Origin of the sequence: Anabaena azotica SJ-1 (assembly GCF_047275885.1) — a bacterium.
Classification (GTDB): domain Bacteria; phylum Cyanobacteriota; class Cyanobacteriia; order Cyanobacteriales; family Nostocaceae; genus Trichormus_B; species Trichormus_B azotica_A.
In genome coordinates, this window is record NZ_CP178454.1 from 22,313 (window position 1) to 48,629 (window position 26,317).

Annotated in this window: 25 protein-coding genes and 1 pseudogene; 8 read left to right on the plus strand and 18 right to left on the minus strand. The window is 37.9% G+C overall.

Annotated elements, in window-relative coordinates:
* Positions 1-137: 137 nt before the first annotated feature.
* Complete coding sequence (gene bchI, locus ACLLO5_RS00130) at positions 138-1,259, minus strand: magnesium chelatase ATPase subunit I (protein ID WP_413173471.1); 1,122 nt, start codon at positions 1,257-1,259, stop codon at positions 138-140.
* Positions 1,260-1,361: 102 nt separating this feature from the next.
* On the minus strand, positions 1,362-1,733 hold the full coding sequence (locus tag ACLLO5_RS00135; RefSeq protein WP_413173472.1) for a DUF2237 family protein: 372 nt from the start codon (positions 1,731-1,733) through the stop codon (positions 1,362-1,364).
* 184 nt (positions 1,734-1,917) lie between these two features.
* Here ACLLO5_RS00135 and ACLLO5_RS00140 point away from each other — a divergent pair, with 184 nt between their 5' ends.
* Both ACLLO5_RS00140 and ACLLO5_RS00145 read left to right on the plus strand, forming a co-directional pair.
* The gene (locus ACLLO5_RS00140; protein WP_413173473.1) at positions 1,918-2,409 is read left to right on the plus strand and encodes a GNAT family N-acetyltransferase; all 492 of its coding nucleotides are present in this window, start codon (positions 1,918-1,920) and stop codon (positions 2,407-2,409) included.
* Positions 2,410-2,478: 69 nt separating this feature from the next.
* Complete coding sequence (locus ACLLO5_RS00145) at positions 2,479-2,694, plus strand: hypothetical protein (RefSeq protein WP_413173474.1); 216 nt, start codon at positions 2,479-2,481, stop codon at positions 2,692-2,694.
* Positions 2,695-2,807: 113 nt separating this feature from the next.
* On the opposite strand, the gene hpnH is transcribed toward ACLLO5_RS00145, so the two are convergent.
* The 6 genes from hpnH to ACLLO5_RS00175 all read right to left on the minus strand — a co-directional run bounded on the left by hpnH (position 2,808) and on the right by ACLLO5_RS00175 (position 9,237).
* Positions 2,808-3,827 carry an adenosyl-hopene transferase HpnH gene (hpnH, locus tag ACLLO5_RS00150; protein WP_413173475.1) on the minus strand — a complete coding sequence of 340 codons (1,020 nt, stop codon included), beginning with the start codon at positions 3,825-3,827 and terminating at the stop codon, positions 2,808-2,810.
* A gap of 157 nt (positions 3,828-3,984) precedes the next feature.
* Positions 3,985-4,968: a hopanoid-associated sugar epimerase gene (hpnA, locus tag ACLLO5_RS00155; protein WP_413173476.1), complete on the minus strand. Its 984-nt coding sequence runs from the start codon at positions 4,966-4,968 to the stop codon at positions 3,985-3,987.
* Positions 4,969-5,493: 525 nt separating this feature from the next.
* Positions 5,494-6,048, minus strand: coding sequence for a DUF4276 family protein (locus ACLLO5_RS00160; RefSeq protein WP_413173477.1), 555 nt, complete (start codon positions 6,046-6,048; stop codon positions 5,494-5,496).
* Positions 6,045-7,238, minus strand: coding sequence for an AAA family ATPase (locus tag ACLLO5_RS00165; protein WP_413173478.1), 1,194 nt, complete (start codon positions 7,236-7,238; stop codon positions 6,045-6,047). The genes ACLLO5_RS00160 and ACLLO5_RS00165 overlap by 4 nt, the downstream gene beginning before the upstream one ends.
* A 175-nt stretch (positions 7,239-7,413) precedes the next feature.
* On the minus strand, positions 7,414-7,830 hold the full coding sequence (locus ACLLO5_RS00170) for a DUF29 family protein (RefSeq protein WP_413173479.1): 417 nt from the start codon (positions 7,828-7,830) through the stop codon (positions 7,414-7,416).
* 204 nt (positions 7,831-8,034) lie between these two features.
* Positions 8,035-9,237: a phosphoglycerate kinase gene (locus tag ACLLO5_RS00175; protein WP_413173480.1), complete on the minus strand. Its 1,203-nt coding sequence runs from the start codon at positions 9,235-9,237 to the stop codon at positions 8,035-8,037.
* A gap of 87 nt (positions 9,238-9,324) precedes the next feature.
* Here ACLLO5_RS00175 and ACLLO5_RS00180 point away from each other — a divergent pair, with 87 nt between their 5' ends.
* Positions 9,325-9,732 (plus strand): universal stress protein, encoded by a 408-nt coding sequence (locus ACLLO5_RS00180; RefSeq protein WP_413173481.1) that lies wholly within the window; start codon positions 9,325-9,327, stop codon positions 9,730-9,732.
* 49 nt (positions 9,733-9,781) lie between these two features.
* Here the strand turns inward: ACLLO5_RS00180 and ACLLO5_RS00185 are convergent, their stop codons facing one another.
* The 3 genes from ACLLO5_RS00185 to hemW form a co-directional block, all read right to left on the minus strand.
* A complete protein-coding gene (locus tag ACLLO5_RS00185; protein WP_413173482.1) occupies positions 9,782-10,237 on the minus strand; it encodes a type II toxin-antitoxin system VapC family toxin in 456 nt (151 codons plus the stop codon).
* Positions 10,234-10,494 (minus strand): hypothetical protein, encoded by a 261-nt coding sequence (locus ACLLO5_RS00190; RefSeq protein ID WP_413173483.1) that lies wholly within the window; start codon positions 10,492-10,494, stop codon positions 10,234-10,236. Before ACLLO5_RS00190 ends, ACLLO5_RS00185 begins: the two co-directional genes overlap by 4 nt.
* A gap of 93 nt (positions 10,495-10,587) precedes the next feature.
* Positions 10,588-11,793 carry a radical SAM family heme chaperone HemW gene (gene hemW, locus ACLLO5_RS00195; protein ID WP_413173484.1) on the minus strand — a complete coding sequence of 402 codons (1,206 nt, stop codon included), beginning with the start codon at positions 11,791-11,793 and terminating at the stop codon, positions 10,588-10,590.
* A 257-nt stretch (positions 11,794-12,050) separates the two neighbouring features.
* Here hemW and ACLLO5_RS00200 point away from each other — a divergent pair, with 257 nt between their 5' ends.
* Positions 12,051-13,127 carry a PIN/TRAM domain-containing protein gene (locus tag ACLLO5_RS00200; RefSeq protein ID WP_413173485.1) on the plus strand — a complete coding sequence of 359 codons (1,077 nt, stop codon included), beginning with the start codon at positions 12,051-12,053 and terminating at the stop codon, positions 13,125-13,127.
* A gap of 450 nt (positions 13,128-13,577) precedes the next feature.
* Here ACLLO5_RS00200 and ACLLO5_RS00205 read toward each other — a convergent pair whose 3' ends face one another.
* On the minus strand, positions 13,578-14,531 hold the full coding sequence (locus ACLLO5_RS00205; RefSeq protein WP_413173486.1) for a hypothetical protein: 954 nt from the start codon (positions 14,529-14,531) through the stop codon (positions 13,578-13,580).
* A 17-nt stretch (positions 14,532-14,548) separates the two neighbouring features.
* Entirely contained in the window at positions 14,549-15,931 is a 1,383-nt protein-coding gene (locus ACLLO5_RS00210) for an AAA family ATPase (protein WP_413173487.1), read from the minus strand.
* 171 nt (positions 15,932-16,102) lie between these two features.
* Here ACLLO5_RS00210 and tnpA point away from each other — a divergent pair, with 171 nt between their 5' ends.
* On the plus strand, positions 16,103-16,540 hold the full coding sequence (gene tnpA / locus ACLLO5_RS00215) for an IS200/IS605 family transposase (RefSeq protein WP_413173488.1): 438 nt from the start codon (positions 16,103-16,105) through the stop codon (positions 16,538-16,540).
* A gap of 312 nt (positions 16,541-16,852) precedes the next feature.
* Here tnpA and leuS read toward each other — a convergent pair whose 3' ends face one another.
* The 3 genes and pseudogenes from leuS to ACLLO5_RS00230 all read right to left on the minus strand — a co-directional run bounded on the left by leuS (position 16,853) and on the right by ACLLO5_RS00230 (position 21,695).
* Positions 16,853-19,432 carry a leucine--tRNA ligase gene (leuS, locus tag ACLLO5_RS00220; RefSeq protein WP_413173489.1) on the minus strand — a complete coding sequence of 860 codons (2,580 nt, stop codon included), beginning with the start codon at positions 19,430-19,432 and terminating at the stop codon, positions 16,853-16,855.
* 238 nt (positions 19,433-19,670) lie between these two features.
* Positions 19,671-20,168: pseudogene (locus ACLLO5_RS00225) on the minus strand (DUF4351 domain-containing protein); the annotation flags it as partial.
* Between the two features lie 390 nt (positions 20,169-20,558).
* The gene (locus ACLLO5_RS00230; RefSeq protein WP_413173490.1) at positions 20,559-21,695 is read right to left on the minus strand and encodes a TRAP transporter substrate-binding protein; all 1,137 of its coding nucleotides are present in this window, start codon (positions 21,693-21,695) and stop codon (positions 20,559-20,561) included.
* A 249-nt stretch (positions 21,696-21,944) separates the two neighbouring features.
* Here ACLLO5_RS00230 and ACLLO5_RS00235 point away from each other — a divergent pair, with 249 nt between their 5' ends.
* The 3 genes from ACLLO5_RS00235 to ACLLO5_RS00245 all read left to right on the plus strand — a co-directional run bounded on the left by ACLLO5_RS00235 (position 21,945) and on the right by ACLLO5_RS00245 (position 24,400).
* The gene (locus ACLLO5_RS00235; protein ID WP_413173491.1) at positions 21,945-22,568 is read left to right on the plus strand and encodes a TRAP transporter small permease subunit; all 624 of its coding nucleotides are present in this window, start codon (positions 21,945-21,947) and stop codon (positions 22,566-22,568) included.
* An 8-nt stretch (positions 22,569-22,576) separates the two neighbouring features.
* Entirely contained in the window at positions 22,577-23,920 is a 1,344-nt protein-coding gene (locus tag ACLLO5_RS00240; RefSeq protein WP_413173492.1) for a TRAP transporter large permease, read from the plus strand.
* Between the two features lie 84 nt (positions 23,921-24,004).
* Positions 24,005-24,400 (plus strand): gamma-glutamylcyclotransferase, encoded by a 396-nt coding sequence (locus tag ACLLO5_RS00245; RefSeq protein WP_413176203.1) that lies wholly within the window; start codon positions 24,005-24,007, stop codon positions 24,398-24,400.
* 11 nt (positions 24,401-24,411) lie between these two features.
* On the opposite strand, the gene ACLLO5_RS00250 is transcribed toward ACLLO5_RS00245, so the two are convergent.
* On the minus strand, positions 24,412-25,047 hold the full coding sequence (locus ACLLO5_RS00250; protein ID WP_413173493.1) for an anti-sigma factor family protein: 636 nt from the start codon (positions 25,045-25,047) through the stop codon (positions 24,412-24,414).
* Between the two features lie 156 nt (positions 25,048-25,203).
* Positions 25,204-25,860 carry a sigma-70 family RNA polymerase sigma factor gene (locus ACLLO5_RS00255; RefSeq protein WP_413173494.1) on the minus strand — a complete coding sequence of 219 codons (657 nt, stop codon included), beginning with the start codon at positions 25,858-25,860 and terminating at the stop codon, positions 25,204-25,206.
* Positions 25,861-26,317: the final 457 nt, after the last annotated feature.

The following is a 26,317-nucleotide window of genomic DNA, read 5'->3' on the forward strand; positions in this document are numbered from 1 at the left end:
GAGGCAGGAGGCAGGAGTCAGGAGTCAGAAGAAAGAATTAATTAAGTAAGGATTAGGAAGAAAATATTTCTCCTCTGCTCCTCTGCTCCTCTGCTCCCCCTGCTCCCCATCTCCCCCATCTCCTATCACCTCAAAAACTAACGCGCCCCAGCTTTTACACCAGTACCGTTTTTCTGTGCAGCATCATCTTCTGCTAATTCCACACCAAAAACGCGAGCAAAGGCTTTTTCGACTTTGTAGCCAGAATCAATAGATTCTAAAGGATCTTTCCGCAGACGGTGACGCAGACATAATGTAATTACCCGCCGGATATCATCAACGGTAACTTCTGTCCGTCCTTCAAAGGCGGTTAAGGCTTTGGCAGCGCGGTTGGTTACAATGTCACCCCGCAAACCATCAACATCCAATTCTGAACAAACTTCCGAAATTTTCACCCGCAGGTCATAGTCAAGGTTAACTTGGGGTAATAATTCTTGCGCCTTGACAATTTTCTCCTGTAATGCTTCTTGTTCGGATTTGTAAGTTTCTAGAAAATCCGGGGGATTTTGGTCAAATTCTGACCGTTGTTCTACAATTTGCACCCGCAAAGCTGGTTCTTTGACTGTGTGAATTTCGGCGTGCATTCCGAAGCGGTCGAGGAGTTGGGGACGCAGTTCTCCTTCTTCTGGGTTTCCTGAACCAACCAGAACAAACCGGGCTGGGTGACGGATTGAAATCCCTTCCCGTTCTACGGTGTTCCAACCACTAGCAGCGGAGTCTAGAAGTACGTCTACCAAGTGGTCATCTAACAAGTTGACTTCATCGACGTAGAGAATACCTCGATTCGCTTTGGCCAGTAGTCCTGGTTCAAAAGCTTTTACACCTTCAGACAGAGCTTTTTCGATGTCGATGGTGCCGCAAACCCGGTCTTCTGTGGCTCCCAATGGTAAATCTACCATCTGCACTTTTTTGTGAGCTATGGGAACTTCTGCCCCTTGCGCTACTAGTTGACGGACTTCATCGCTCATCAAGTCCGGGTCGCTGGGGTCACTGCTGAAGGGGTCATTGGCAACCACGGAGATTTCTGGCAGCAGGTCTGCCAATGCGCGGATAGTTGTGGATTTGCCGGTGCCGCGATCGCCCATAATCATTACACCACCAATTTTGGGGTCAATCACGTTTAACAGCAACGCCAGTTTCATTTCTTCCTGGCCGACAATTGCCGTAAACGGAAAGACCACGCGACGCGCACTTGCCATAGATTGAGCAGTTGGAGTCACTAAATTACCTTAACAATACTTTTCTTATTACAATTCTTTATTTTGCCATATTTGGGGAGTGTAGGTTGGTTATTCAGTTTCAGGGAACATAGTTTTAGCCATCTACTGAAGAATTACCCGGTGTTTTTGCAAATCTTCTAAATTACAAACTTCTAAAGCTCTAGCGTGGGTAGCTTCCAGAACCACTGGAGGTGCAACACCATCTGCTAGGGCTTCTTGCCATCTGGCAGCACATAAACACCAACAATCTCCAGGTTTTAAACCGGGAAAGTTAAAATGAGGTGCAGGTGTGCTTAAATCATTGCCTTGGAATTTGGTATATTCTAAAAATTCTGCTGTCACTTGAGCGCAAACAACGTGCATCCCAAAATCCTGACCACCTGTATTACAAAAACCGTCACGGTAATATCCGGTCATGGGAGACGTGCAGCAAAGTTCTAGTTTTGTACCGAGTACGTTTTTAGCTTCTGTCATTTTTCTAGATTGTGTAAGTTTAGTGATCGCACCTTAAATACTAAATACCCCATCACAATAATTATCGCTATGGATTTTCTGATCTATCTATTTTAATTTAAAAATCATGAAAAAATATCTTGCAAATTTTTAATAAATTAGTTTTAAAATTTACACAAATAATAAAATTAGGCAAATTTAAAAAATGGAAAATTCAAAGATTACAATTAGACAAGCAACCATAAATGATCATCAAGAGGTGACAAAGTATGCTATCAAACTAGTTCATCAACATCAAAATTTCAATCCTTTCAGATTTGTTGAATTTGAAAATCATGAACAACAGCTTTTTGATTTTTTTGCTGAAGAGATTATCAATCTAAAAGCAGTTGTGTTAGTTGTAGAAGTAGAAGATGAAATTGTTGGTTACTCATTTACAAGGTTAGAAGAAAGCAGTTTGGTTGATATTGCACCAGCAGCAGCATGGCTTCATGACATTTACATTGATGAATCAGCACGGGGACTAGGAGCAGGAAAATTACTGTTAAATGCTTCAATAGATGCAGCTAAAAAGTTAGGTTCACAAGTATTGATCCTTCAAGTTGCAGCACAAAATGAATTTGCCAAGAAGTTATTTGAAGCTAATGGATTTAATGTGGCAACTTACGAGATGATGATGGTTTTAAATGAAGGGTGAGAATAGAGGTTTAATCAATCAAGACACTGGTGAGATATAATTTGATTACCACAAAATATGGATCTATTTATGAAATTCAAAATAATTGATATTCAAGAAGATGCAAATCTTAATTGCTATTCTGTTGGTAAATTTGAAGAAATATGGGAAAACCAATCTATAGATAAATTGCTTCAACAACAGTCAATTCCTATTATTACTAATATTCAATCCCTCACAGTTAATTTTTGGCAAAAAGATGAAACAAATGATGAATTTGAAGATTTTATTAAAGATGGCAGATGAATCAAAATCAGGATTTCCTAGATTTGAAGATTAACAAAATGAAATGTGATTCACTATTATTTTATCCTGTAAATCCTTAAATCCAGGTAATCCTGATTCCGACATTCTTAAAATTACCCCCTACCAAACACAGTTCCCATAGAACGGACTATATTTTGCGGTTGCATAGCATCCATAGCTGCGGTTGGTTCGTAACCACAATGCACCATACAATCAGCACATTTAGGATTACCACTAGCGCGTCCGTATTGACTCCAATCAGTCTCTTCCAACAACTGTTTGAAACTTGTATAGTATCCTTCATTCAACAAATAACAAGGTTTTTGCCAACCCAAAACACTATAACTAGGACTACCCCAAGGAGTGCATTCATAGTCTTTCTCACCAATGAGAAAATCTAAAAATAAGGGGTTGTGATTAAAGTTCCAGTTTTTCTTTCCAGATGTGTAAGGTGTGAGAATTTCTCTAAATAAAGCGCGGGTTTGTTCTCTTTGTAGAAAATGATCCTGATCTGGAGCCCATGCGTAACCGTAACCAGGAGAAATCATCATTCCATCAGTTCCTAGAGTTTCCAGGAAGTCGAAAAACTCCTGCATTTCTTTGACATCGCAACCTTCAAAAATTGTCGTGTTAGTAGTTACACGAAACCCTTTGGCTTTAGCGGCGCGGATTGCTTGAACAGCAGTATCAAAAACGCCTTTTCTGTCCACACATTTATCATGCCATTCCCGCATTCCATCGAGGTGAACGCTGAAACTTAGATAAGGAGAAGGTTGAAATTTATGGAGACTTTTTTCTAATAACAAACCATTGGTACACAAGTAAACATATTTCTTGCGTTCCACTAAACCTTTAACAATTTCATCAATTTGGGGATGTAATAACGGTTCTCCTCCAGGAATAGAAACTACAGGTGCGCCACATTCTTCCACAGCCGCAAAACACTGTTCTGGGGTGAGATTTTGTTTGAGAATGTCTGTGGGATGTTGGATTTTTCCACAACCGGTACAAGCTAGGTTGCATCGAAACAAAGGTTCTAACATTAATACTAGAGGAAAGCGTTTACGCCCTAACAGACGTTGTGTAACTAAATACTTTCCGATATCAATTGCTTGTTGTAGATTAATCGCCATTTAACTATTCTCCTCTCTTGATAACACCACTTAAGTTGGTAATTGGTAATTGGTAATTGGTAATTGGTAATTGGTAATTGGTAATTGGGAAGAATATACTCTTATATACTCTTGCCTTTTGTCTTCTTACTGTCACCTGTCACCTGTTCCCTGTCACCTACTTCACATAACCATTAGATACAAACCAGTCAACAGCCTCCTTGAGTGCTACGTTCAGCGGGGACTGAGGTAGACCTAGTTCGCGGACGGCCTTGGAAGCATCATAATACATTGGTTGCTGTGCCATGCGGACACCATCTATGGGAACTGTGGGGGTTTTTCCTATAGGTGCAAGGATTTTTTCTTCTATCCAAGCGACACTCAATGGTAAAAAAGCTGGAACGGATATTTGCGGTGCTTTCAATCCTGTGATGTCGGATAGTATTTCTAGTAGTTGTTTGAGGCTAAGATTTTGATGTCCAAGAATATAGCGATCGCCTGACTTACCTTTTTCTAAGGCCAGCAAATGTCCTCTAGCAACGTCTCTCACGTCAATAAAGTTTAAACCTGTATCCACATAAGCTGGCATTTGTCGCCGCAAAAACCGCAATATAATATCCCCGGTTGGTGTGGGTTTGATATCCATAGACCCAATGGGACTGCTAGGATTAACGATCACGATATCTTGACCTTGTTTTGCTGCGGCGATCGCTTCTTGTTCAGCTAGGAATTTAGACTTTTTATAGTCTCCCACCAACTTCTCTACAGGACTCTGATGGGTTTCATCAACCACCTTTCCACGTTTTCCGACTCCAATAGCTGCGACTGAACTTGTATAAACTGTGCGTTCAATTCCCGCTTTTTGGGCTGCTGCTAACAGATTGCGCGTTCCTTCTACGTTATGACGATAGAGTAAATCGCGGTCTTTTTGCCAAAGAGAATAATGGGCAGCGACATGAAATAGGTAATTACAACCCTGCATCTGTTTCCAGATATGCGGGTCATTTAAATCGCCTTTGACAATATCTATTTCTAAACTTCGTAAATTTCCCAGGTTGCTACTCCCACGCACCAAAGCTGTAACTTTGTATCCTGACTGCAATAGCGATCGCACTACATGAGAACCAACAAAACCTGTACCACCAGTCACAAAAGCCCGCATTTAATCACCTCTTAACTCCTCATCCTCAATATTTGATTATTGCTGATCACATCCGATCAGATATGATTGTCTGGATCAGAATTTACAGGATATCTGCAAAAACCGAGTTGTCTTCGGTCATTAATAACTAAAAATTATTATTTAAGCTATTTAAAATAAGTTTTTTCAAAAAAAATTTTGTTTTTTTGGGGTTGAGGTCGCGGCGAAGATGGTAAAATATTGATATTAAATATAATTGAGCATGAGGAAAGTTTTTTTGAGCCGTATATTCCCATTATGAAAATATCAGTTTCAGGGGAAAAAGTCAATGGGGTTCGACCCTAAAAAACGAATTTTTTTTTATTTTTTAAAATTTTTGAACTTTTTTTTGGAATCTTGAGAACGCCGAAATCAGCATTCAGATAAAAAAATCATACCACAAACAAACATTTTAAAATCTTGGACTTACCCTCATCCATATTTTTTGAGCGTGTTGTGCGAGACTACAAGTACCTTTACCGATTTCTGCTATAGTATGTGCGATCGCTACTGAATAATTTTTTTGATTGCACTGATAAAGTAATAAAAGCTCAGAGAGCGTGTATTTTCCAGATTCAAGAAAGGTGCTATCATTCGTGAGCCGTTTATCTTCTGATATTCAGGTACAAGAGATTGCAATTCTTTTGATGGACTTTCAAGATTATCAGGATTTCGGAATTTATTTTTATTTTGCAATGCCGAAAGATTGGTTTTATTATAAGCTTTTTCCACTGCCTCTAAATCAGCAAGATACCAGCTTTCAAGTTCACGACAAGCAATACGGACAATATATTGAAATTTATTTGCTGCTTCGCATTTTTGTTGAAGTTCGGTTTTAATAATTTGGCAGTCACCAGAATCTTGATCACGTAAAATGATGAATGTTGCGTTAGGATTATTATACCCTCGAAGTTTTCGTATCATTTGCTTTTCTAGGTCTTGTTTACCCTCAAAAACAATATACCGAACAACTATATCTGCTTCTAATATTATATGCGGTAAGATACCTTCAATCATTGCTTTTGCAGATGGTTCTTCTAGTAAGAAAACAAGCTCTATCATAGCGGATCTGCTCCCTCAAAAAAGCCCTGCCGCCATAAATAACCAAGTTTATCACCTTCATTCATATATGTTGTGATTTGTTCATCATCACTTGCTCGTTTAACTACTGTATAACCTCTTTCTTTTCGTAGCCAAAATACTTCTTCTAGTTCGCAACCATTTAAAAAATCAGGGGAATGAGTGGATACAAAAACTTGCCCGCCTTTCCGTGCATATTCTCTAAATTCTTCTGCCAATTCGTAAAGAAGTTTAGGGTAAAGTTGATTTTCTGGTTCTTCCACACATAGCAAAGGATGAGGCTTAGGATCATATAAAAGCACTAAATAAGCAAACATTTTGATAGTTCCATCAGAAACATATCGCGCTAAAAAAGGATCATGAAAATCGCCATCTTTAAACCGCAGCAATACCCGTCCTTCCTCGGTAATTTTTGAATCAACTTCGCTGATACCAGGAACTCGTTGTTTCAGCTTTTCAATGATTTTCTGGAAAATATCAGGGTGTCTTCTATAGAGAAATTCTGTCACACTTGCTAAGTTTTCACCCTCTTTTGAGAGGTGTTCTGCATAACTCGATTCCCTTTCTTGTCGCGCTTGTTGGATGTAAAAGTCAGAAATATGCCAGTTTTCAAGCAAATCACCAATTGCTTTACTTGCCGGAAATTTTTCAAATTGAGCTAAACCTTTCAATGCAAGGATATCTGGAGATTTTAACTCGTGGTCTTCTCGTTTTAATTCTTTTTCATTTATAACCTGATCAGGCTCATTGATAACAGCCTGTCCCTTGCCTTTGGAAAAATCAATAAACCGCCAAGGCTGACCTTTACTACCTCTTCGGTATTGAAGAATCTCTTTTTCTATGATAGGACGACCATCTTCTTCGTTGATTGTTAAAGAATAGGTAACTAAGGGGGATTTTTCACCTTGAGGAATACGAAATTTCAATTCAATTTCTATTGGTCCGGTTGAATTGCGGCTTCTTACTTCCTGAAATCCTTTACTTCCTCCTAATTTAGTGAGGGCAACATGAACATTATCAGTTAAAGCATCTTTTAAAAAACTAAATACATTAAAAAGGGTTGTTTTACCTGTACCATTTGCACCGACAAAAACGCACATTTTAGGAATTTTTTTAATTTCCACATCTTTGAAAGCTTTAAAGTTTTTTAGATGCATACTTTCTATTTTCATAATTCACCATAAAACTGTTTTTATCAATAGCTATTTCGTCACCTTAGCACACGGATAAAACTTTGACTGTTTCCCATTTTATATCTCCTGATGGCGAACAAAACTAAGTCTATGTTGATTTGGTGAGAAAAATATTTTGATGTGTGGGACTACGCGATCGCACTGTAATTTAATATTAAATTAAACTTAAAGCCTGTTGGATAATTAATTCTTGTTCTACCATGTTTCTTAAGGTTAATCCATCATAAATTCCGCCAAAGGCTTCTAAGGCTGCATTATCTAAAGCTCGATTATAAGCTTCTAATAAAATTTCCTCTATTTCTTTTTTGTTCATGTAATATCCTCCAGCTTTTCGGCGTTTGTTAATCCGAACAATTGCATCAGTAGCATTGCGAATAGAAACATCCCAAGAAGGAGTTGTCCTTTTTTCTGCCTGTTGTTTAATTAAATGAACTAAAAGCACTACACAATAGCTATAAATTTTATTAATTTTATCTTCTTTGCTCATTTCTTCCAATTCATCAATTAAAGATAGAGCCGCTTCTAGGTTGCCAGAAACTACTAATTCCCTGAGTTCTAGTAATTCTTCCATGATTTGCTCTCTCCTTGAAGTTTGCTATTTCTAGCATAGCTCTCAAACCTTTAATTTCTTTTTCAGAATTAAGAATACTGAACTATTGATCTTTTTCAATACTTTCTAATTGGTGCTACTAAAACTATTAACTATAGACAACGGCAAGGGTACAGCATACCGCACCCCTGCTCAAATTGTCATTAGTTAGTGGACTTTAACAGATTACGCTTCATCCAAAGCTGCGATACCAGGTAACACCTTACCTTCCAACAACTCTAAACTAGCACCACCACCGGTAGAAATGTGGCTCATTTGATCAGCCAAACCTACCTTTTCCACAGCCGCTACAGAGTCACCACCACCGATAATGGTAGTTGTGCCGGTTTTACCGATTTCTGCTAGAGTATGTGCGATCGCTTCTGTACCCGCAGCAAACTTATCAAACTCGAACACACCCATAGGCCCGTTCCAGATTACAGTCTTACAATCAGCCAAAGCCGCTTGGAAAACCTTCACAGAATCAGGGCCAATATCTAAACCCATCCCATCAGCAGGGATATTTTCAATGGGGACAGTAGTAGCATTAGCATCAGGCGCAAACTTATCTGCTGAAACGATATCTGTAGGTAGCAACAAAGCCACACCGCGTTCCTTTGCCTTAGCTTCCAAAGCCTTAGCCAATTCCAGCTTGTCTTCTTCCACCAAAGACTTACCAACACTCAAACCACGCGCTTTGTAGAAGGTGAAAATCATCCCACCACCGATGATCAACTTATCGCACTTTTCTAATAGGGTTTCAATTACACCAATTTTGCTAGAAACCTTAGAACCGCCGATAATAGCTGCCAAAGGACGCTTAGGTTCTTCAATTGCACTTTGTAGATATTGCAATTCCTTTTCAACCAAATAACCAGCTACAGAAGGACTTAAGAACTTAGTTACACCTTCAGTAGAAGCATGGGCGCGGTGAGCAGTACCAAACGCATCATTTACATAAAAATCAGCATTTGCTGCCAATTTTTTCGCAAATTCAGGGTCGTTTCCTTCTTCTTCCTTGTAGAAGCGGACATTTTCCAATAACAGCACTTGGCCATTTTGCAAAGCCGCAACCTTAGCAGCTACATCATCACCAATACAGTCATCAGTTTTGACAACTTCTTGTCCCAACAACTCAGAAAGGCGTTTAGCAACAGGAGTTAAACGCAATTTATCATTTACACCTTTGGGACGGCCAAAATGGCTGGCTAGAATTACCTTCGCGCCCTTTTTGGTCAAATCTTGGATAGTTGGCAGCGCAGCCCGAATCCGGGTATCATCAGTAATGCTGCCTTGATCATCCACAGGCACGTTAAAATCAACCCGTACCAAAGCACGTTTTCCAGATACATCCGCAGCAGATAAACTTGCTAAACTTTTTTTCGACACAGCCAAACTCTCCTGATTGCCTTTTTGTTATGGTTTTGGAATATAACTATCAAGATTTTACCGGAGTGAGGGGTGCTGAGGTGATCTATGTTTAAAACTGTTCTGTTTCCAATTGATCAAAGTCGCGCTGCACGGGAAGCTGCCGAAGTAGTTACCAACGTTGTGCAGAAATATGGCAGTCGCTTGATACTGCTCTCTGTGGTGGAAGAAGCCGCCCCAGACGCACCTAATGCTGATCCCATGATGTCTCCAGAGGCCGTTGCTAAACTTCTGGAAAATGCCCAAGCTTTATTTTCCCAGCAGGGTATTATAGCCGAAGTCCTGGAAAGACAGGGTAAACCAGCCTTTACTATCTGTGATGTGGCTGATGAAATTGAGGCCAACTTAATTATTATGGGCTGTCGGGGTTTAGGCTTAACTGATGAGGGTGCAACTGATAGCGTCACCAGTCGCGTTATTAATCTTTCCCCTTGTCCAGTTTTGATTGTTCCTTAAAAACCTGTAGGGTGCGTTAATCAAATAACGCACCATCAAAAATTTTAACTTATCTAGAATGATTAAAATCATTCAACACTAATATACGCAATTCTGTAACTCGCTTGAAGGTAACATCATTAGTGAGAAATGCTTCACATTCTGCATTTAGAGCAACGGCAATTTGAAAAGCATCAGGTAATTGTAAATTGTATCTGGCTCTGATTTGAGCAGCTTCTATTGCTATGCTTTCATTCACAACTGGTACAAATTTAATATTTTCATTGTCAGTCATTAACTCTATAAACTCTTGCTGTAATTCTGTTTGTTCTAAACGATAGGGTTGAACTAAACATTCAGCTAAAGTAATAGGTGAAACAACACCAACGAGGGGTGTATTCTGAAGCTGCTCAAACACTTCTATAGTCGCAGGAAAGTATTGTGGATGTTGTTCCACGAAATAAATAACTGGTGCGGTATCCAGAAATAAGCGCCTTACACCCTGTAAACTGTTTGTAATATTCACTCCTTTTTACCTAATTGCTTTTCTGCAATTTCTAAATCAGGAAACTCTCCACGTCTCATGCGAGTAACATATTCTTGAGCATCCATACCACCTAGTAAGTTGGGTGCTATTCCCGCAAATTCCATCAAGTCACGGCGTGGTTTGCGCTTGATTTCGCAATGTTGTAGCCTTTGAGTTAGGTAAGCAATGAGACTTAATTGCTCATCTGGTGTGAGTGCGTCTGCTAGTCTCATCAATTCAATTAGTTCTTTAGACATTTGGGTTAATGGTTATTTATTTAATTGTAACAATAGCTTTATCTTGTTTGCAAATTACTGCTTGAATAATAACTTACAAGAAAGAATATCTTTTCATTCCCCCAATGTTTCAAACAAATCTGCCAACACCACATTAGAAAACAAAAACCCATCGGGATCAATTAAACGCAATCTTTTCCCCACAACTTCTACCCAACCTTTTTCAAAATAAGGTTGCAAACATTGTTTAATTTCCTCTACTTTTCCTTCTCCAAACTTCTCAACCAACACTGTTAAACTCAAACCTTCTGCTAAACGCAATCCCAGCATTAAAGTTTCTAACAATTCTTCCGCTGGTGGGGTGACTTCACAATCAATCACAGCGCCATTTTCCAACCATTGATAATATTCTTTAGTTTTGCGGGGACGGGTGAAACGTTTACCTTGCATATAACTAGCCGCACCCATACCAAAAGCATAATAAGGAAGATTTTGCCAATAAACTCGATTATGTCTACACTGATGTCCAGGTTTGGCATAGTTGGAAATTTCATAATGTTCATAACCTGCACCAGTTAGGACTTTTTGCGCCTGTTGGTACATTTGAACAGTGGTTTCATCTGTCGGTAGGGGATTATCTCCCGGTTTGTAATAACGACCAAAAGCTGTCCCTGGTTCTATGGTTAAATCATAAATAGAGATATGGGTGGGGGCAATTTCTACCGCTTTAGTTAGGGAATCTTGCCATTGAACCAAAGACTGATGTGGCAACCCGGAAATTAGGTCTAAGCTAAATTCGGGTATCTCGACTTGGTTGATTAAATCAATAGCTGCAAAGATATCATTAACTGAGTGCGATCGCCCAGCAATTTTTAGTAATTCATCTTGAAAGGCTTGTACACCCAAGCTTACCCGGTTCACACCCGCACTGCAATAACCTGCAATCTGTGCCAAATCATAAGTACCGGGATCCATTTCCATAGAAATTTCCACCCCAGCCGCAATGCCAAAACGCTTCTCTAAGGCTGTTAATATACATTGCAACTGTTCTGTCGATAACAGCGAAGGAGTACCACCACCAAAGAAAATAGTTTCTAGTGGTTGACCAAAAGCAGGTGAGATGCCGATTTCATGACAGAGTGCCTCAACATATTGAGAAATTGTACCAGATGTTTTACCCTGTGAGCGGTAGCTTGGCTCGCCGTAGGCATCGCCCACCACAAACACCGGAAAATCACAATAAAAACACCGCCGCCGACAAAAGGGGATATGTACGTAAGCCGCACTAGGAACTTGAACAGCAATATCTTTGTGACTCATTATGATCAACAATTAAATTAATTAAATAGACAATTACAAATAAAAAAAATGAGTAGTTTGTTTACAACTTTTTATCTTTTGATAACAAAAATAAGAATAATTATGCAGGGAAAACACTTTGGTTATAATGTTTGCATATATTGTATTTATCACCTAAACCCTTAGCGTAAGTCCATATTTCTTAATCAATTTGACCGTTGAAACAAAAAATACCTTACTCTCTTGGGTAACTACAGTTGTAGGAAAACAACACTATCATGCTTGATATCATTATCATTCTCTCATTTATTTTGGCAGCTTCGGGAATAGGTTACTTTAGTACCGATTTACTGCCCCCTGGAACTCTAGACGGGGTAACAAACCTAGACGCATTGCGGATGGTCGTTGCCGTCTTTGCTGCTATTATTGGTGGTGCAATTGGGCTAAGTTTCCAGACTACATACCGTCGCTTAGAAACACAAGTCCGAGAAATGCCCCTCGAAGTCATTTTAACTCGTGCCATTGGCTTAGTAATTGGGCTGTTACTAGCTAATTTAATGTTAGCCCCGCTATTTTTACTACCCATTCCCGCAGATTTTGGATTTATTAAACCGCTAGTAGCCGTTGTTGGTAGTATTATACTTGCTGTCACAGGCATGAATTTGGCAGATACTCATGGACGCGGTTTATTACGCCTAATTAATCCCAACACTGTAGAAACAATGGTAGTAGAAGGAACTCTCAAACCTGCCAATACCAAAGTTTTAGATACCAGTTGCATTATTGATGGTCGCATTGAAACCTTACTAGAAACTGGTTTTCTAGAAGGGGTCATTATTGTCCCCCAGTTTATTTTACAAGAACTGCAACAAGTAGCTGATGCAAGTAAAGACCAAAAACGAGTTAGAGGAAGACGCGGATTAGAAATTCTCAACCGCATTAAAGAAGCTTACCCAGAACGGATTTTAATTAACGCCGCTGATTACGAAGATATTGCCACAGTTGATGCTAAATTGGTGCGATTTGCCCAAGAAATTAACGGGACTCTGTTAACTAATGACTACAATTTATCTAAAGTTGCTAGTGTACAGAAAGTTCCAGTATTAAATGTCAATGATTTGGTAAATGCAGTTCGTCCATCTTATTTACCCGGTGATAATCTGGATTTAAAAATCCTCAAAGAAGGTAAAGAACCAAGTCAAGGTGTGGGTTATTTAGACGACGGCACAATGGTAGTAGTTGAAGAAGGAAGCAGTTATGTAGGTGGTGAACTCCGGGTAGTTGTCACCAGTGCTTTACAAACCTCAGCAGGAAGAATGATTTTTGCTAAACCCCAAGCTTCCGCATTAGCGTGAGGGAAATGGTGCGGAAAACAGAATTAAACCTGAAAATCGGTGTGGGAAACTGCACCGATTTTGTATTTGGTGATTGTTTGTTCTATCTAGTAATAAATTCTTAAACTTTTAAATAAACTTCAAAGAATTTCTTGATGCAGTTCTGGCTGTAGCAGCATTGAGTTCAGCATTCACAAGATTATCCAACTCAATTTGTTTTTAACCAAGATGATGATCTACCCCAAAAATTTTACATTTAGTCAGCTTTAGCTGACTTTGGTTATTAGCCTCAGAATTCATTCTGAGGCAGACTTGGCAATAATGGGAAAATGGGATGTTCAAGCCAGTTTGAAAATGAATGTTAAAATCCGATAACCCGCTTGTGAATTAGTTCTCAAAACCCAATCACCCGCATGGGAATTAATTCCCAGTCTCATAACAAAAGTCAGTTGAAGCCGACTATAAAAAAGTTTATTTTTCAATTAATTTATATAGCGTCTTAAAGAAAAAAGGAATATGATTTTCCACACTTCCATCTTGCTTTGAATAAAATTTACCAATTTCTAAAGATAACTGTTCTCTAAATTTATGTTCCGAATGAGGCCAATTTTCATCAGGTAAAATCTGTCGCCAATATTCTTTAGATTTCACCAACATTAATAAAGCATTGATTAATTTAGTTTTATCATCTGAACTTTGATAATTACAATATTCTTGATTCCATGAATATTGAAATTTATCTATTTCCACACCATCCAAATTAGCAAGATAATTAATTCTCTGAATTACCCTTGACCAATGATATTGTAATTCTTTATCATTAGTCATATCATTAACCATATCTAAATAAATATTTTCTAAATTCACAGGATTTTCTTTATATAACGGATAACTAACATAATGATTGTCAAAAACTTCCTGAATATCAGGTAATAAAAAATAAGCCTCTTTATGAATTAACCCAGTCACCCAAATACGATGATGGTCTATGTTAGATTCGTTGATATTTCCTTGATGATAAAGACTATAAAAAATATCTTCTGTATTTTTAAAACTGTACTCTTCTTGAATTTCTTCTGATTGAATATCTAAATCTACAATGGCAAAAAGTAGATTAGGATTTAAAAATGATTGGCTGCTATTAGCATTATGCAATTCTAGAATTTTAAAATATGTCTTTAAGACACTACTTTTACCTCCACAATTAAAAAATTGCGGTCTATATTCTTTCCACCATGTAGGTAAACAAGCATTATAAAAGTTAGCATCTGGCATCTGTTCCATTTGCTTGTATAATTGCGGTGAACGTCTCCCTTGTACTTCGGAAATAACACCTTCACAGAGAATCACAATTTTATTTCTAATTCTTGCAGACTGGAGAATATTTAAACAATGTTCTTTTAGTTCGGTTTCATTTAAACTCATATTTTGTTTTCAGTTGATTATTGAATTGTTCTTGCTTGTAATTTTGGATCTAATTCCTTAACATGAGCAGGTGTAACCGCTTGACAAATTTCGTAGGAATGGGTAGCTAAAATATATTGATTAGTCGCACCCCATTCTTCTAAATCTCTAACTATTTGATATTGCCAATCTGGATGAAATGATATCTCTAATTCATCCATCAGCACAATTGCATCTTTGATATTATTATACTTTAACCACATATAAATACATAATCTTTTTAATTCTCCATGACTTAAATCTTCTGGATAAAGTTCTGTTTGATCACCATCAATTCTAAAATTAATTCCAGACAAATCTGGTTGTACATTAATTTTCTTATTGCTCAGAAGATTGTTCAATTCGGCTAATAGTTTTACATAATTATTACCATAATTTCCTCCTTGTTCTACAGCTTGTTTAAAATCTTCATCCCGTGCTTTTTTGAATGCTTCAATCAAAATATCTATTGCTAGGAAGTCATAAGTAAAAAACCCTAGTAATCTAGAATTAGCTATTTTAATTTGTTGGTAATAGTTATTTTGATTATTGTCTTGTTTTTTAAATAGTGATTTTCTGTTGTCTGGTTGTAGAAATAGGAAGATTTGTGAAATATGGGAAGTTAGAAATATTTTATTTGAAATGGTTTTTAAAAATTCTCCTACTTCATGTATATCATCAATACCATCAACAATACACATTAATTTTTCTACCGTGGAGTTACTTTCATTATAACAATCGCAAATATATAATACCTGAGTATTTTTTAATGCTTCATTTAGTAAATTATGATATTTCTGAGATAAGGCTATTTCTTTATCTATTTCTGTTTGAATAACATTTATTTCTTGCTTTATAGATTTTTCTTGCTCTTGTTCTTCAGTGCTTAATGAATTTGATTGATTATTCTTCCTTGCTTTGTGTCTTAGATTTAATAAAACCATTTCTATATTTGATTTCTTTTTTTGTAGAGGTAATATTTTTTCTGCTGTAAATTGATTTTTATAAAAATTGTAATATTTCATCAATTCTATGTTATCAACCTTAGATCCGATAAAATGATTAAAAATATAATCTTCATTACCAACAAAAAATTCTATTTTTATATTTAAACTACCATCCCAAATATCAATAGTTGCTAAAGTTCTTTCACCAGAATTATTTTTTATATAAAATCCATCAAGTAAATTCTGTATAAACTCCACCCTATCAGGATTACCAGCACAATGTAACAACACAAAAATCAACTGCAACAATGTACTTTTACCGCCTCCATTTTGACTACCAAGGGGAAAAATCCGTGGAGTAAATTCCTTCTCAAAAGTAATATCTACATTTTTCAAAGCCCGAAAATCAGGTACTTGGATTCTTTGTATGTGCATAGATATATTTATTGTCGTAATTTGATAAATTAATTATACCTATTATACCGCAAATGAATTTATATAATTGCAAAATTTACGGAAATAATTCCAGTCTCACAGCATAAGCGTGGGAATTTTGGGAATAATGAATATGAAAACATTGATATTTATCAATAAATAGGGTGTATTATGGCTTTGTGGAGACTGTATTATCATCTGGTTTGGGCAACAAAAGAGCGTCAGTTATTAATTACCAATGAAAGAGAAACGAAAATTTATAGTTACATTATTAGCAAAGCTGATGAATTAGAAACAATTATTCATGCTATTAATGGTACAGAAAACCACATTCATATAGTAGCTTCCATTCCTCCGAAAATTTCCATATCTGAATTTGTGCAAAAAATCAAAGGTAGCAGCACTCATTATATTAATAATGTGTTTTCGTTACCAGATATGTTTGCTTGGCAAAGAGGATATGGTGTTTTTTCGTTAGGGAGAAAACAACTCCAAGAAGCTGTGATTTATGTGAAAAATCAAAAGGAACATCATGCACAGAGTACAATAATTAAATCTTTGGAAGATTTTAACCAAGATGATGATCCACCACAGAAATTTTATATGTAATTTACATTTAGTCAGCTTTAGCTGACTTTTGCTATTAGCCTCAGAATTCATTCTGAGGCGGACATGGGGATAATGGAAAGATGGGATTGTGGATATCAGTGGAATTTTTAAGTCCAGACGCAATCACCCGCCTGGGAATGAATTCCCAGTCTCATAGCAAAAGTCGGCTCAAGCCGACTATAATATTTTCATTTTTATGACAGGTTTGTGATTAATTCTGTAGGTTAGGTTGACGATAGCAAACCCAACATCAACCAATAATAATAAATGTGTTGGGTTGCATTTCATTTAACCCAACCTACAAACCAAAAATTAACCCAAAACGAAATTCACCAACTTACCAGGCACCACAATCACCTTCTTAACTTCCTTCCCTTCAATATACCGTTGTGCAACTTCCGACTCACGCGCATATTTTTCCAACTCAGCCTTATCTAACTGCGAAGGAACTTGAATAGAACCGCGAGTTTTACCCATAATTTGAATTACCAAAGTAATCTCATCAGCTATCAAAGCCGCAGGATCAAAACTCGGCCAAACTTGAGTATGCACCGTTCCCTTATTCCCCAACAAATGCCATAATTCATCAGCAATATGCGGGGCAAAAGGTGCTAACATAATCACCAAAGTTTGAATACCTTCTGCATAAATTGGCGAATTATTACATTTAGCATCAGTCAAGGCATTACTTAACTTCATCAATTCAGAAATAGCGGTATTAAATTGATATTCATCTTCCACGTCTTCCGTAATCGCTTGAATTGCAATATGAATTGCCCGACGCAAATCTTTTTCCGCTTTAGTTAATTTATCCAATTCTGCTTTTTGCTTACATACTCCCGCAGCAGCATAATCAGTAACCAACCGCCAAACGCGATTTAAAAAGCGGAATTGTCCCTCAACATCAGCCTCATCCCATTCCAAATCTTTTTCTGGAGGTGCTTTAAATAAAATGAACATTCGCGCTGTATCAATGCCATATTTATTAATTACATCTTCTGGCGCAACACCATTTCCTTTTGATTTGGACATGGTTGCATAGAGACGTTGTAAAGGTTCTCCTGTTTGCGGATCTACAGGATTACTAGCATCAACTAAATGAGAAGGAATCCATTTATCCTTGCCACCTTTTTTCGGGTTAATGTAAGTTAAACCCTGTACCATTCCCTGAGTTAATAGGCGTTGAAATGGTTCATCAAAGTTAAATAAACCCCTATCTCTTAATACTTTGGTGAAGAAACGCGAATACAACAAATGTAAAATTGCGTGTTCAATTCCACCTACATATTGATCTACAGGCATCCAATCATTTACTTTATTGGAATCAAAAATCTTTTCTTCATTCTTTGCGTCAGCATAACGCAAGTAATACCAAGAAGAATCAATAAAAGTATCCATTGTGTCGGTTTCCCGTTTTGCAGGAGTACCACAGGTTGGACAAGGAACATTTACCCAACTTTCTAATTGTGCTAAAGGTGAACCACCACGACCACTTAATTCAATTTCTTCTGGTAATTGTACAGGTAAATCTTTATCAGGTACAGGCACAATTCCACAATTAGGACAATGAATAACAGGGATAGGTGCGCCCCAATAACGTTGACGAGATATCAACCAATCTCTGAGGCGATATTGTACTCTTAATTTACCAAAACCTTGTTTTTCTGCAAATTCGATAATTGCTTTTTTAGCATCTACAGAATTCATCCCGTTAAATTCACCGGAATTAACTAAAATTCCCGCTTCTGTATATGCTGCTTTTAAAGTTTCTTCTGCACCAACTTCTGGAACAATTACAACTTTGATAGCTAAATTCTGTTCTTTGGCAAATTTGAAATCTCGCACATCATGGGCAGGTACACCCATCACCGCACCTGTACCATATTCATAGAGTACATAATCTGCAATCCAAATGGGTACTTCTTCGCCAGTAAAGGGGTTAATAACTTTCCCACCTGTAGGAATACCGCGTTTTGGTTTGTCTTCTGCGGTTCTTTCTAATTCGCTTTGGTTGCTGACTTCTTTAATAAAGGCTTCTACTGCTGCTTTTTGGTCTGAAGTAGTAACAACTTGAGTTAAGGGGTGTTCTGGGGCTAATACGACGTAGCTAACACCATAAACGGTATCGGGACGGGTGGTGTAAACGCCGATTTTTTCCTCTGATCCAACAATGGGAAATTCTAAATATGCACCTGTGGATTTTCCTATCCAGTTAGCCTGCATTAATTTGACTCTTTCCGGCCAACCTGTTAATTTATCTAGGTCATTCAACAATTCTTCAGCGTAGTCGGTAATCTTAAAAAACCATTGACGCAGTAATTTACGTTCTACTATTGCTCCACTGCGCCAAGAACGTCCTTCACTATCCACTTGTTCGTTTGCTAATACAGTTTGGTCGATAGGATCCCAGTTAACTGCGGCTTCTCTTTGATATGCTAAACCAGCTTGTAAAAATTGCAGAAAAATCCATTGCGTCCATTTGTAATAATCTGGAGAACAGGTAGCAACTTCACATTCCCAATCTAAGGATAAACCCAGACGCTGTAATTGTTGCCTCATCTGGTCGATATTCTGATATGTCCATTTAGCAGGGGGTACACCTCTATCAATGGCGGCGTTTTCTGCGGGTAATCCAAAAGCATCCCAACCCATTGGATGTAATACCCGATACCCTTGCATCCGTTTGAGGCGGGCAATCACATCAGTAATTGTGTAATTACGGACGTGACCCATGTGCAAGCTTCCAGATGGATAAGGGAACATGGAAAGCGCGTAGAATTTTGGCTTGTTTTGATCTTGAGGTGTTTTATCTAAGCCAAGTTCTAACCATGTTTGTTGCCATTTTTCCTCAATTGTGGCTGGGTGGTATAACGTTTTTTGGGGGGACTCCACAACTAAAACTCCTAATGCTGTTACCTAATTTTGCTATTGTGGCATAATTATAGATATCAGACATAAGAGTGAAAATTAAATAATTAAATAAGCTATATAGTGATCATCGTCCAAAGAATTAGCGAAAATCAAGATACAAGTAAATTAACCCTAATAAATATCTCCAATAATTAAATATGCGTTATCTGTAACCCTTGTAGAAACGTTCTATGGAACGTCTCCACTTTTTTGGAGATATTTATTTCAGCCAAGTTTCTAAGTCTGTAACTGAAGTAAAATCTAACAAAGCTTCTCCTAATTCTTCAAGTTTCTCAACAGGTAATTCTTGGATTTTTTGAATTAATGAGGAATCAATTTCACCAATTCGGCGATTTAATTGACGGATAATTAGACGTTGTTCTCCTTCTTGTTTAGCTAGTTCTCGGTCTTGTTGGTAAAGTGGTGCTAAACGCATAATTAACTCCTGATCTTCTGTTTGTGAACTTTGATTGATTTTTAAGTTTTTCTGGAGGTTGTAGAGTAGTTCTAAGGTAATTTTGACGTAAGGTTGATTTAATGGTAACGCAGCTAATTCATCAATTGCTCGTTTTTGGACTGTACCTCTACCTAAAAGTCTTAACCACAGTGTTTCTTGAGTTTGTGGTAATTGATGAATGACAACAATTGCGGTGTGTAATGATTTTGGTAAATAGTATATTCTTGGTAAGGAATCCGGTTTTGTTGTCCCGCTAAATCCTAAAAGTTGCTAGTTGGGTAAATTGTCAGAATCAGGATATCCAGGATTAAAGGATGAACAGGATGAAAATCAGAGATTCTATCACCAATTATCAATAGAATATACAGGAAAATTTTCCATTTTCGTGTAAAAAAAGTAAAGTGGAAATTTTTGGATTTGGAAGTAGTACGTTTCCCATAACCCTTGCAGAGACGTTCCATGAAACATCTCTACATTATTCTTTAGAAGTCTATTAACCCAAGTTGCTAGTTGCTAGTCATCTAGTTAAGGCTGGTAATGGGTAATTGATGATGAAATCTCAGTCTTAATCCTGTTGATCTTTAAATCCTGTAAATCCTGATGCTGACAATTTTCCTAACTAGCAACTTACGTTATTAACAAAACTCTCAATTACTCTGCTTTCAGTTTCCCATAAGCATAACGAGTCAGACTGCCTTCATTGAGATTGTTCCAAGCATACATCCGATCTCTGAAGGGTTTCCACTGTTCATAAACGGCTTTAAAATCTGCATCTTTAGCCGCGAACTCATCATATAAAGCAAAAGACGCTTTTTCCGCTGCTTCCAGAATTTCTTGACTATAAGGACGAACTTGAATCCCTGTTTTTAATAGTTTCTCTAATGCCTCACTATTGCGGGCATCATAACGAGCTAACATTGTTGTATTCGACTGATATGCAGCGGTTTCTAAAGCTGCTTGGTATTGAGGTGGTAACTTTTTCCACTCGTCTAAATTAACTTGTACTTCTAGGGTTGGGCCTGGTTCCCACCAACCGGGATAATAGTAAAATTTAGCGACTTTATTTAAGCCTAATTTTTCATCGTCATAGGGTCCTACCCACTCAGCAGCATCAATAGCGCCTGTTTGTAAGGCTTGAAAGATTTCTCCACCTGGAAGAGTCTGTACTGTTACGCCTAGTTTAGCCATAACTTGTCCTCCCAAACCGGGAATACGCATTTTTAGACCCTTGAGGTCATTGAGTGTTTTCACTTCGTTACGAAACCATCCCCCCATTTGTGTACCCGTATTTCCCGCTGGAAATTGAATTACATTAAATTTACGGGCATAAATTTCTTGCAGTTTAGCTAAACCGCCTCCTTCATATAACCAAGCATTTTGTTGTTGGGCATTAAGTCCAAATGGTACTGATGTACCAAAAGCTAGGGCAGGACTTTTACCAATGTAGTAATAAGCGGCAGTATGTCCTGCTTGTACTGCACCTTGAGAAACAACATTGAGAACTTCTAAACCGGGGGCTATTTCTCCTGCTGCACGGGGTTCGATGATAAATTTACCGTTGGTTAGGGCTTTGACACGATCTGCTAAAACCTGCGCTCCGCCAAAGATTGTTTCTAAGGATAATGGCCAACTTGTAGCCATTTGCCATTTAATGGTGGGTAAGTTGCTGGTGTCTGCTTGTCCGGTTGCGGCTGTATTTTGGGCTTTTTGACAGCCAGCGACTATTGCCACTCCTGTAGCTGCGATCGCACTTTGAGATAATCTGTTAACAATAGCTCGGCGTTTCATAAAAGTTAATAGTATTGACTAACTATAAGATTTTCTCACAATATCATATTGATGTAACAATTCAGGTAAAATAAGGTGCTTTAATTGTGAGAATTCAGGAGTCAGGAGTCAGGAGTCAGAATATTTGCTTATCTCAAGAATATCAAGGAGCAAGTATTTTAAAAGTTGATTCATCTGGACTTTATAAGTATATTTATACTGAATTCTCTGTGTTATTTTCTCAATTCTTACCTTGAATTTATATGTTATATGCGTAACTCAAAAAGATTAACTCTCATCAGCAAGCTGTTAAAATTTTCGCAGTTTATTGACAGTTGTGCTGATAAATTGGGATGGTTATCTAACTGGCTAGTATTACTCACAATTGGAGTCGGTTTTTTTAATGTTGTAGTCCGTTATCTAGGACGTTTCATTGGAGTGCAATTATCTTCTAATGCTTTATTAGAATTGCAATGGTATTTATTTTCTCTAACTTTCTTATTCGGCTTTGTTTATATTTTAAGGCATGGAGAAAATGTGCGGGTTGACTTTCTCTATACTAATATGAATGCAAAAAAACGTGCCTTAGTTGATCTTGTAGGAACGATTTTGTTTTTAATTCCTTTTTGTATAATTGGTATTTGGGTGACATTCAATCCTGTTTTACAGTCTTGGGGAAGGTCAAGTGATGGCAGTTGGGGAACTTGGGAAGTATCTTCTGACGCTAATGGTTTACCCCGCGCACCAATCAAAACTATGGTTCCCATAGCGTTAATATTTCTGCTTTTACAAAGTCTTTCCCAAGCCATTAAATATTTAGCAGTATTATTAGGCTATCAACAAGTAGTAGACAAAATTCGCCTAGAAACTTCAGAAAATATCAATATTGAGTAGGGAAAATCATGGGTTTTGAATGGTTAGCAATTTTAATGTTTGTCGGCTTTTTCTTTATTTTAATGAGTGGCTATCCTGTTGCTTTTTCTTTTGCAGGAACAGCCATTGTTTTTGGACTAATTGGTACAGCAGTAGGGGCTTTTAATCCTGCTCGTCTCCTACTATTACCTAATAGTTGGTTCGGCACAATGTCTAATTTCACTCTACTCGCTATTCCCTTTTTCGTCTTTCTGGGTGCAGTTTTAGAAAAATCAGGACTAGCGGAAGAGTTATTAGAAACTATTGGGATTGTTTTAAGTCGTGTACGGGGAGGATTAGCTTTAGCAGTTGTCTTAGTAGGAACGGTTTTAGCCGCAACAACTGGAGTCGTAGCCGCTACAGTAATTGTGATGGGAATGTTATCATTACCTGTAATGATCCGCTATGGCTATGATAAAAAGTTAGCTGCTGGGGTAATAGTTGCTTCCGGTACTTTAGCCCAGTTAATTCCTCCCAGTTTAGTTTTAGTAATTCTTAGTGATCAAATTGGTGTTTCTGTTGGAGATTTATTTTTAGGGGCATTAATTCCCGGATTAATGTTATCTGGTTCTTATATTCTCTATATTTTAGGACTAGCTTTTTTTCAACCGGAAAAAGTTCCACCTATCCCTGCTGATGTGGAAATTCCTCAAGGTCGTCAATTAATTAAGAAAGTTTTTAAGGCGGTTGTTCCTCCTATTCTGTTAATTTTTGCAGTATTAGGTAGTATTTTCTTTGGTGTTGCTACTCCCACAGAAGCAGGTGCTGTAGGTGCGGTTGGGGCTTCTGTTCTTGCAGCTTTTAATAAACGTTTAACACCGCAATTAATTCGTGATGCTGCTCATTCTACCGCAGTAATTACTTCTTTGGTGGTGATGATTCTCTTCTGTTCTTCGATGTTTAGTTTGGTGTTTGATGCTTTGGGCGGAAAAACTCTTATTACTAATTTATTAACAGGTTTACCTGGAGGATATTGGGGATTTTTAATTGTGAGTAATTTAGCAATTTTTGCTCTGGGAGTTTTTCTAGAATTTATGGAAATTTGCTTTATTGCTATGCCTTTATTTGTACCCGCTGCCCAAGCTTTAAATATTGATATGGTATGGTTTGGGGTGGTAATGGCTATTAATTTACAAACGGCTTTTATTTCTCCACCTGTGGGATTTTCTTTGTTCTATTTACAAAGTGTTGCCCCTAAAGAAGTGAGTACATTTGATATTCATAAAAGTGCTATTCCTTTTATGGTTTTACAGTTTATTGTGTTGTTGATTGTAATTGCTTTTCCGCAAACGGTACGTTGGTTAATTGATATTTCGGCAACAACTGGTAGTTGAAAAATATGGTGCATTACATTTCATTCATGCAACCAATAGGACTAGCGATTACAGGATCATTACTGTAACCAGGAAATCACAGTGATTAATGTTTTCGTGTACGGAACTCTCAAGCCAGGTGAAGTGAATTATCAAAAATATTGTGCTGGTAGAGTGGTAGAAGCAAGAAAAGCGATCGCACCAGGTAAATTATATGCTTTACCAATGGGTTATCCAGCGATGACACTGGGGGATGAAAAAGTTCACGGTTATTTACTCTCTTTCGCCGATGCAGCGATTTTAACAGCGTTGGATGATTTAGAAGATTATGACTCCACAAGACCAATATCAGAAAACCTCTATAATCGGCAATCTATAGAGATTTCTGCGCCAATGGGCTTATCATTGGGTTGGGCTTGGGTGTACTTGATGACACCCGAAAAAGTTTACCAACTAGGTGGCATTTGTCAACTAGATGGTTGTTGGAATAGTTTAAGCTAAAAGCAACTTGATTAATTGATGTCTAAGTCTGTGTCTTTTTCCAGAGTTTTTGATTCATTAACTGGTGTAATGGGAGAAGCTATTGCTGTTTTGGGAATTTCAATGACTGGGTTGTTTAGAGCTACCATTAGCGGTGAAACTGGGACTGCTGGCTGTGTTATTGTCGCTATTGGTTGTATTTTTTGTTGTGCTAGTTGCAATTTGGTTGTGTTACCGGGAATTAAGCCAGATATTGAGCCGATGACACAAGCCGCTACCGCTGCACCACCAACCAACCAACTTAACTGGGTACGGCTGCGTAAACGTTTCCATACCTTTTGAAATGTCACCTCTGGTGAGAGTTGAGATACTGGTATAGGCATGGACTTTACACCTTGCCTTAACTTTAGTAGTCGCTGATATAGGCATTGAACTGAGTCATCCTTTGCCAGCCATTCTTCCACTTGCCGACGTTCAGATGCTGTCACTTCACCATCAAGATAGGCACTTAATAACTCGAAGCGATCTGCTTCTTTATGCCCTTGGTTATCGTGTTTCTCCATATCCATAGCACCCGTTAATTCATTGGTATGTTGAGCCATTCCATTTGATACATCACTAGAGAGTTGGGAGTGGGAACGGTCGTAGAACTGAGAATCAGTATTCATTTTAACGTTTTTACCAATTCATACACGGGTGAATACAGGGTATTAAGTACGAGAATTTAGTTAAATTTGCTTCCATGAGGCAGAAAAAATCTATTTTTGCAGAAATTTTTAATATGGTTAAATTCTGCCATAGAACTGAGGAAACAGATTGTAAATTTAGGTATCTAGATAAGTTTGCAACTGTGCTTGCAATCTGGATCTGGCTCTAGCTATTCTCGATTTGACTGTTCCTAATGAAACGCCTGTAATTTCGGCAATTTCTTCATAGGCCATGCCTTCAATTTCTCTGAGAACGATTGTAGTACGGAATACTTCTGGTAAATCCGCGATCGCATCTCGCAATTGTTCGTAAAATTCCCTGGTTGTCAGTTCTTCTTCTGGCCCTGGAGTATCACCAGCAATTTCCCAATCCATTTCGCCATCTTCTAGCGAACGAGGAGCATCTAGTGATAGGGGAGTAACCACCCGTTTGCGTTTACGCAATTCGTCGTAAAACAAGTTAGTGGCAATACGGCTTAACCAGCCCCGAAATTTAGTAGGTTCTTGTAATCGGTTAATATTCCGATAGACTCGAATCCACACTTCTTGAGCTAAATCGGCTCTGTCAGACCAATCAGGGGCTAGGTGGTATAAAACCCGATCAACCTGAGTCTGATAGCGACGCAAGAGTTCTGCAAAGGCAGCTTTCTCTGGACGCAGTCCTGCTTGACAGCGTAAAATTAGATCGTGATTTGAGAGTTTGTCAACCTGCACCGATGCTTCCAAATAAGTTGCATCAACCGTTGACCAGGATACCGTAATCGCTTGACTCATAGATCGTACTGGCGTTAAATCATCCCCTCCTATTAGACAGGATAATTTTTCAGAAGTTCCCACGCTAGGTGACGGATTTATGAGATAACCACAGCGGTATAAATCAGGAATTATTAAAAAAGTGTTGAGTGTACATTGCTGGGTCTTGGGTTTAGGGAAAAAAATTAGTAAAATGTATTCACTTGAACAACTGACTACTCGCTCTTGACTAAGAACAGGGTGTGGGGGATCGGGAAAAAGAGGCAGGGGAGCAGGGGAGCAGGGGAGTAGGGGAGTAGGGGAGCAGGGTAAAAATTAATTCTTTCTTCTTTCTCCTGACTCCTGACTCCTGACTCCTGTTACCTGTTACCTGTCACCTGTTACCTGTCACCTGTCACCTGTTACCTGTCACCTTCCTGCTAAATTATGAAGATATTGTCAGCGTAATAAGATAACTGATAATAATTGATAAATTCTT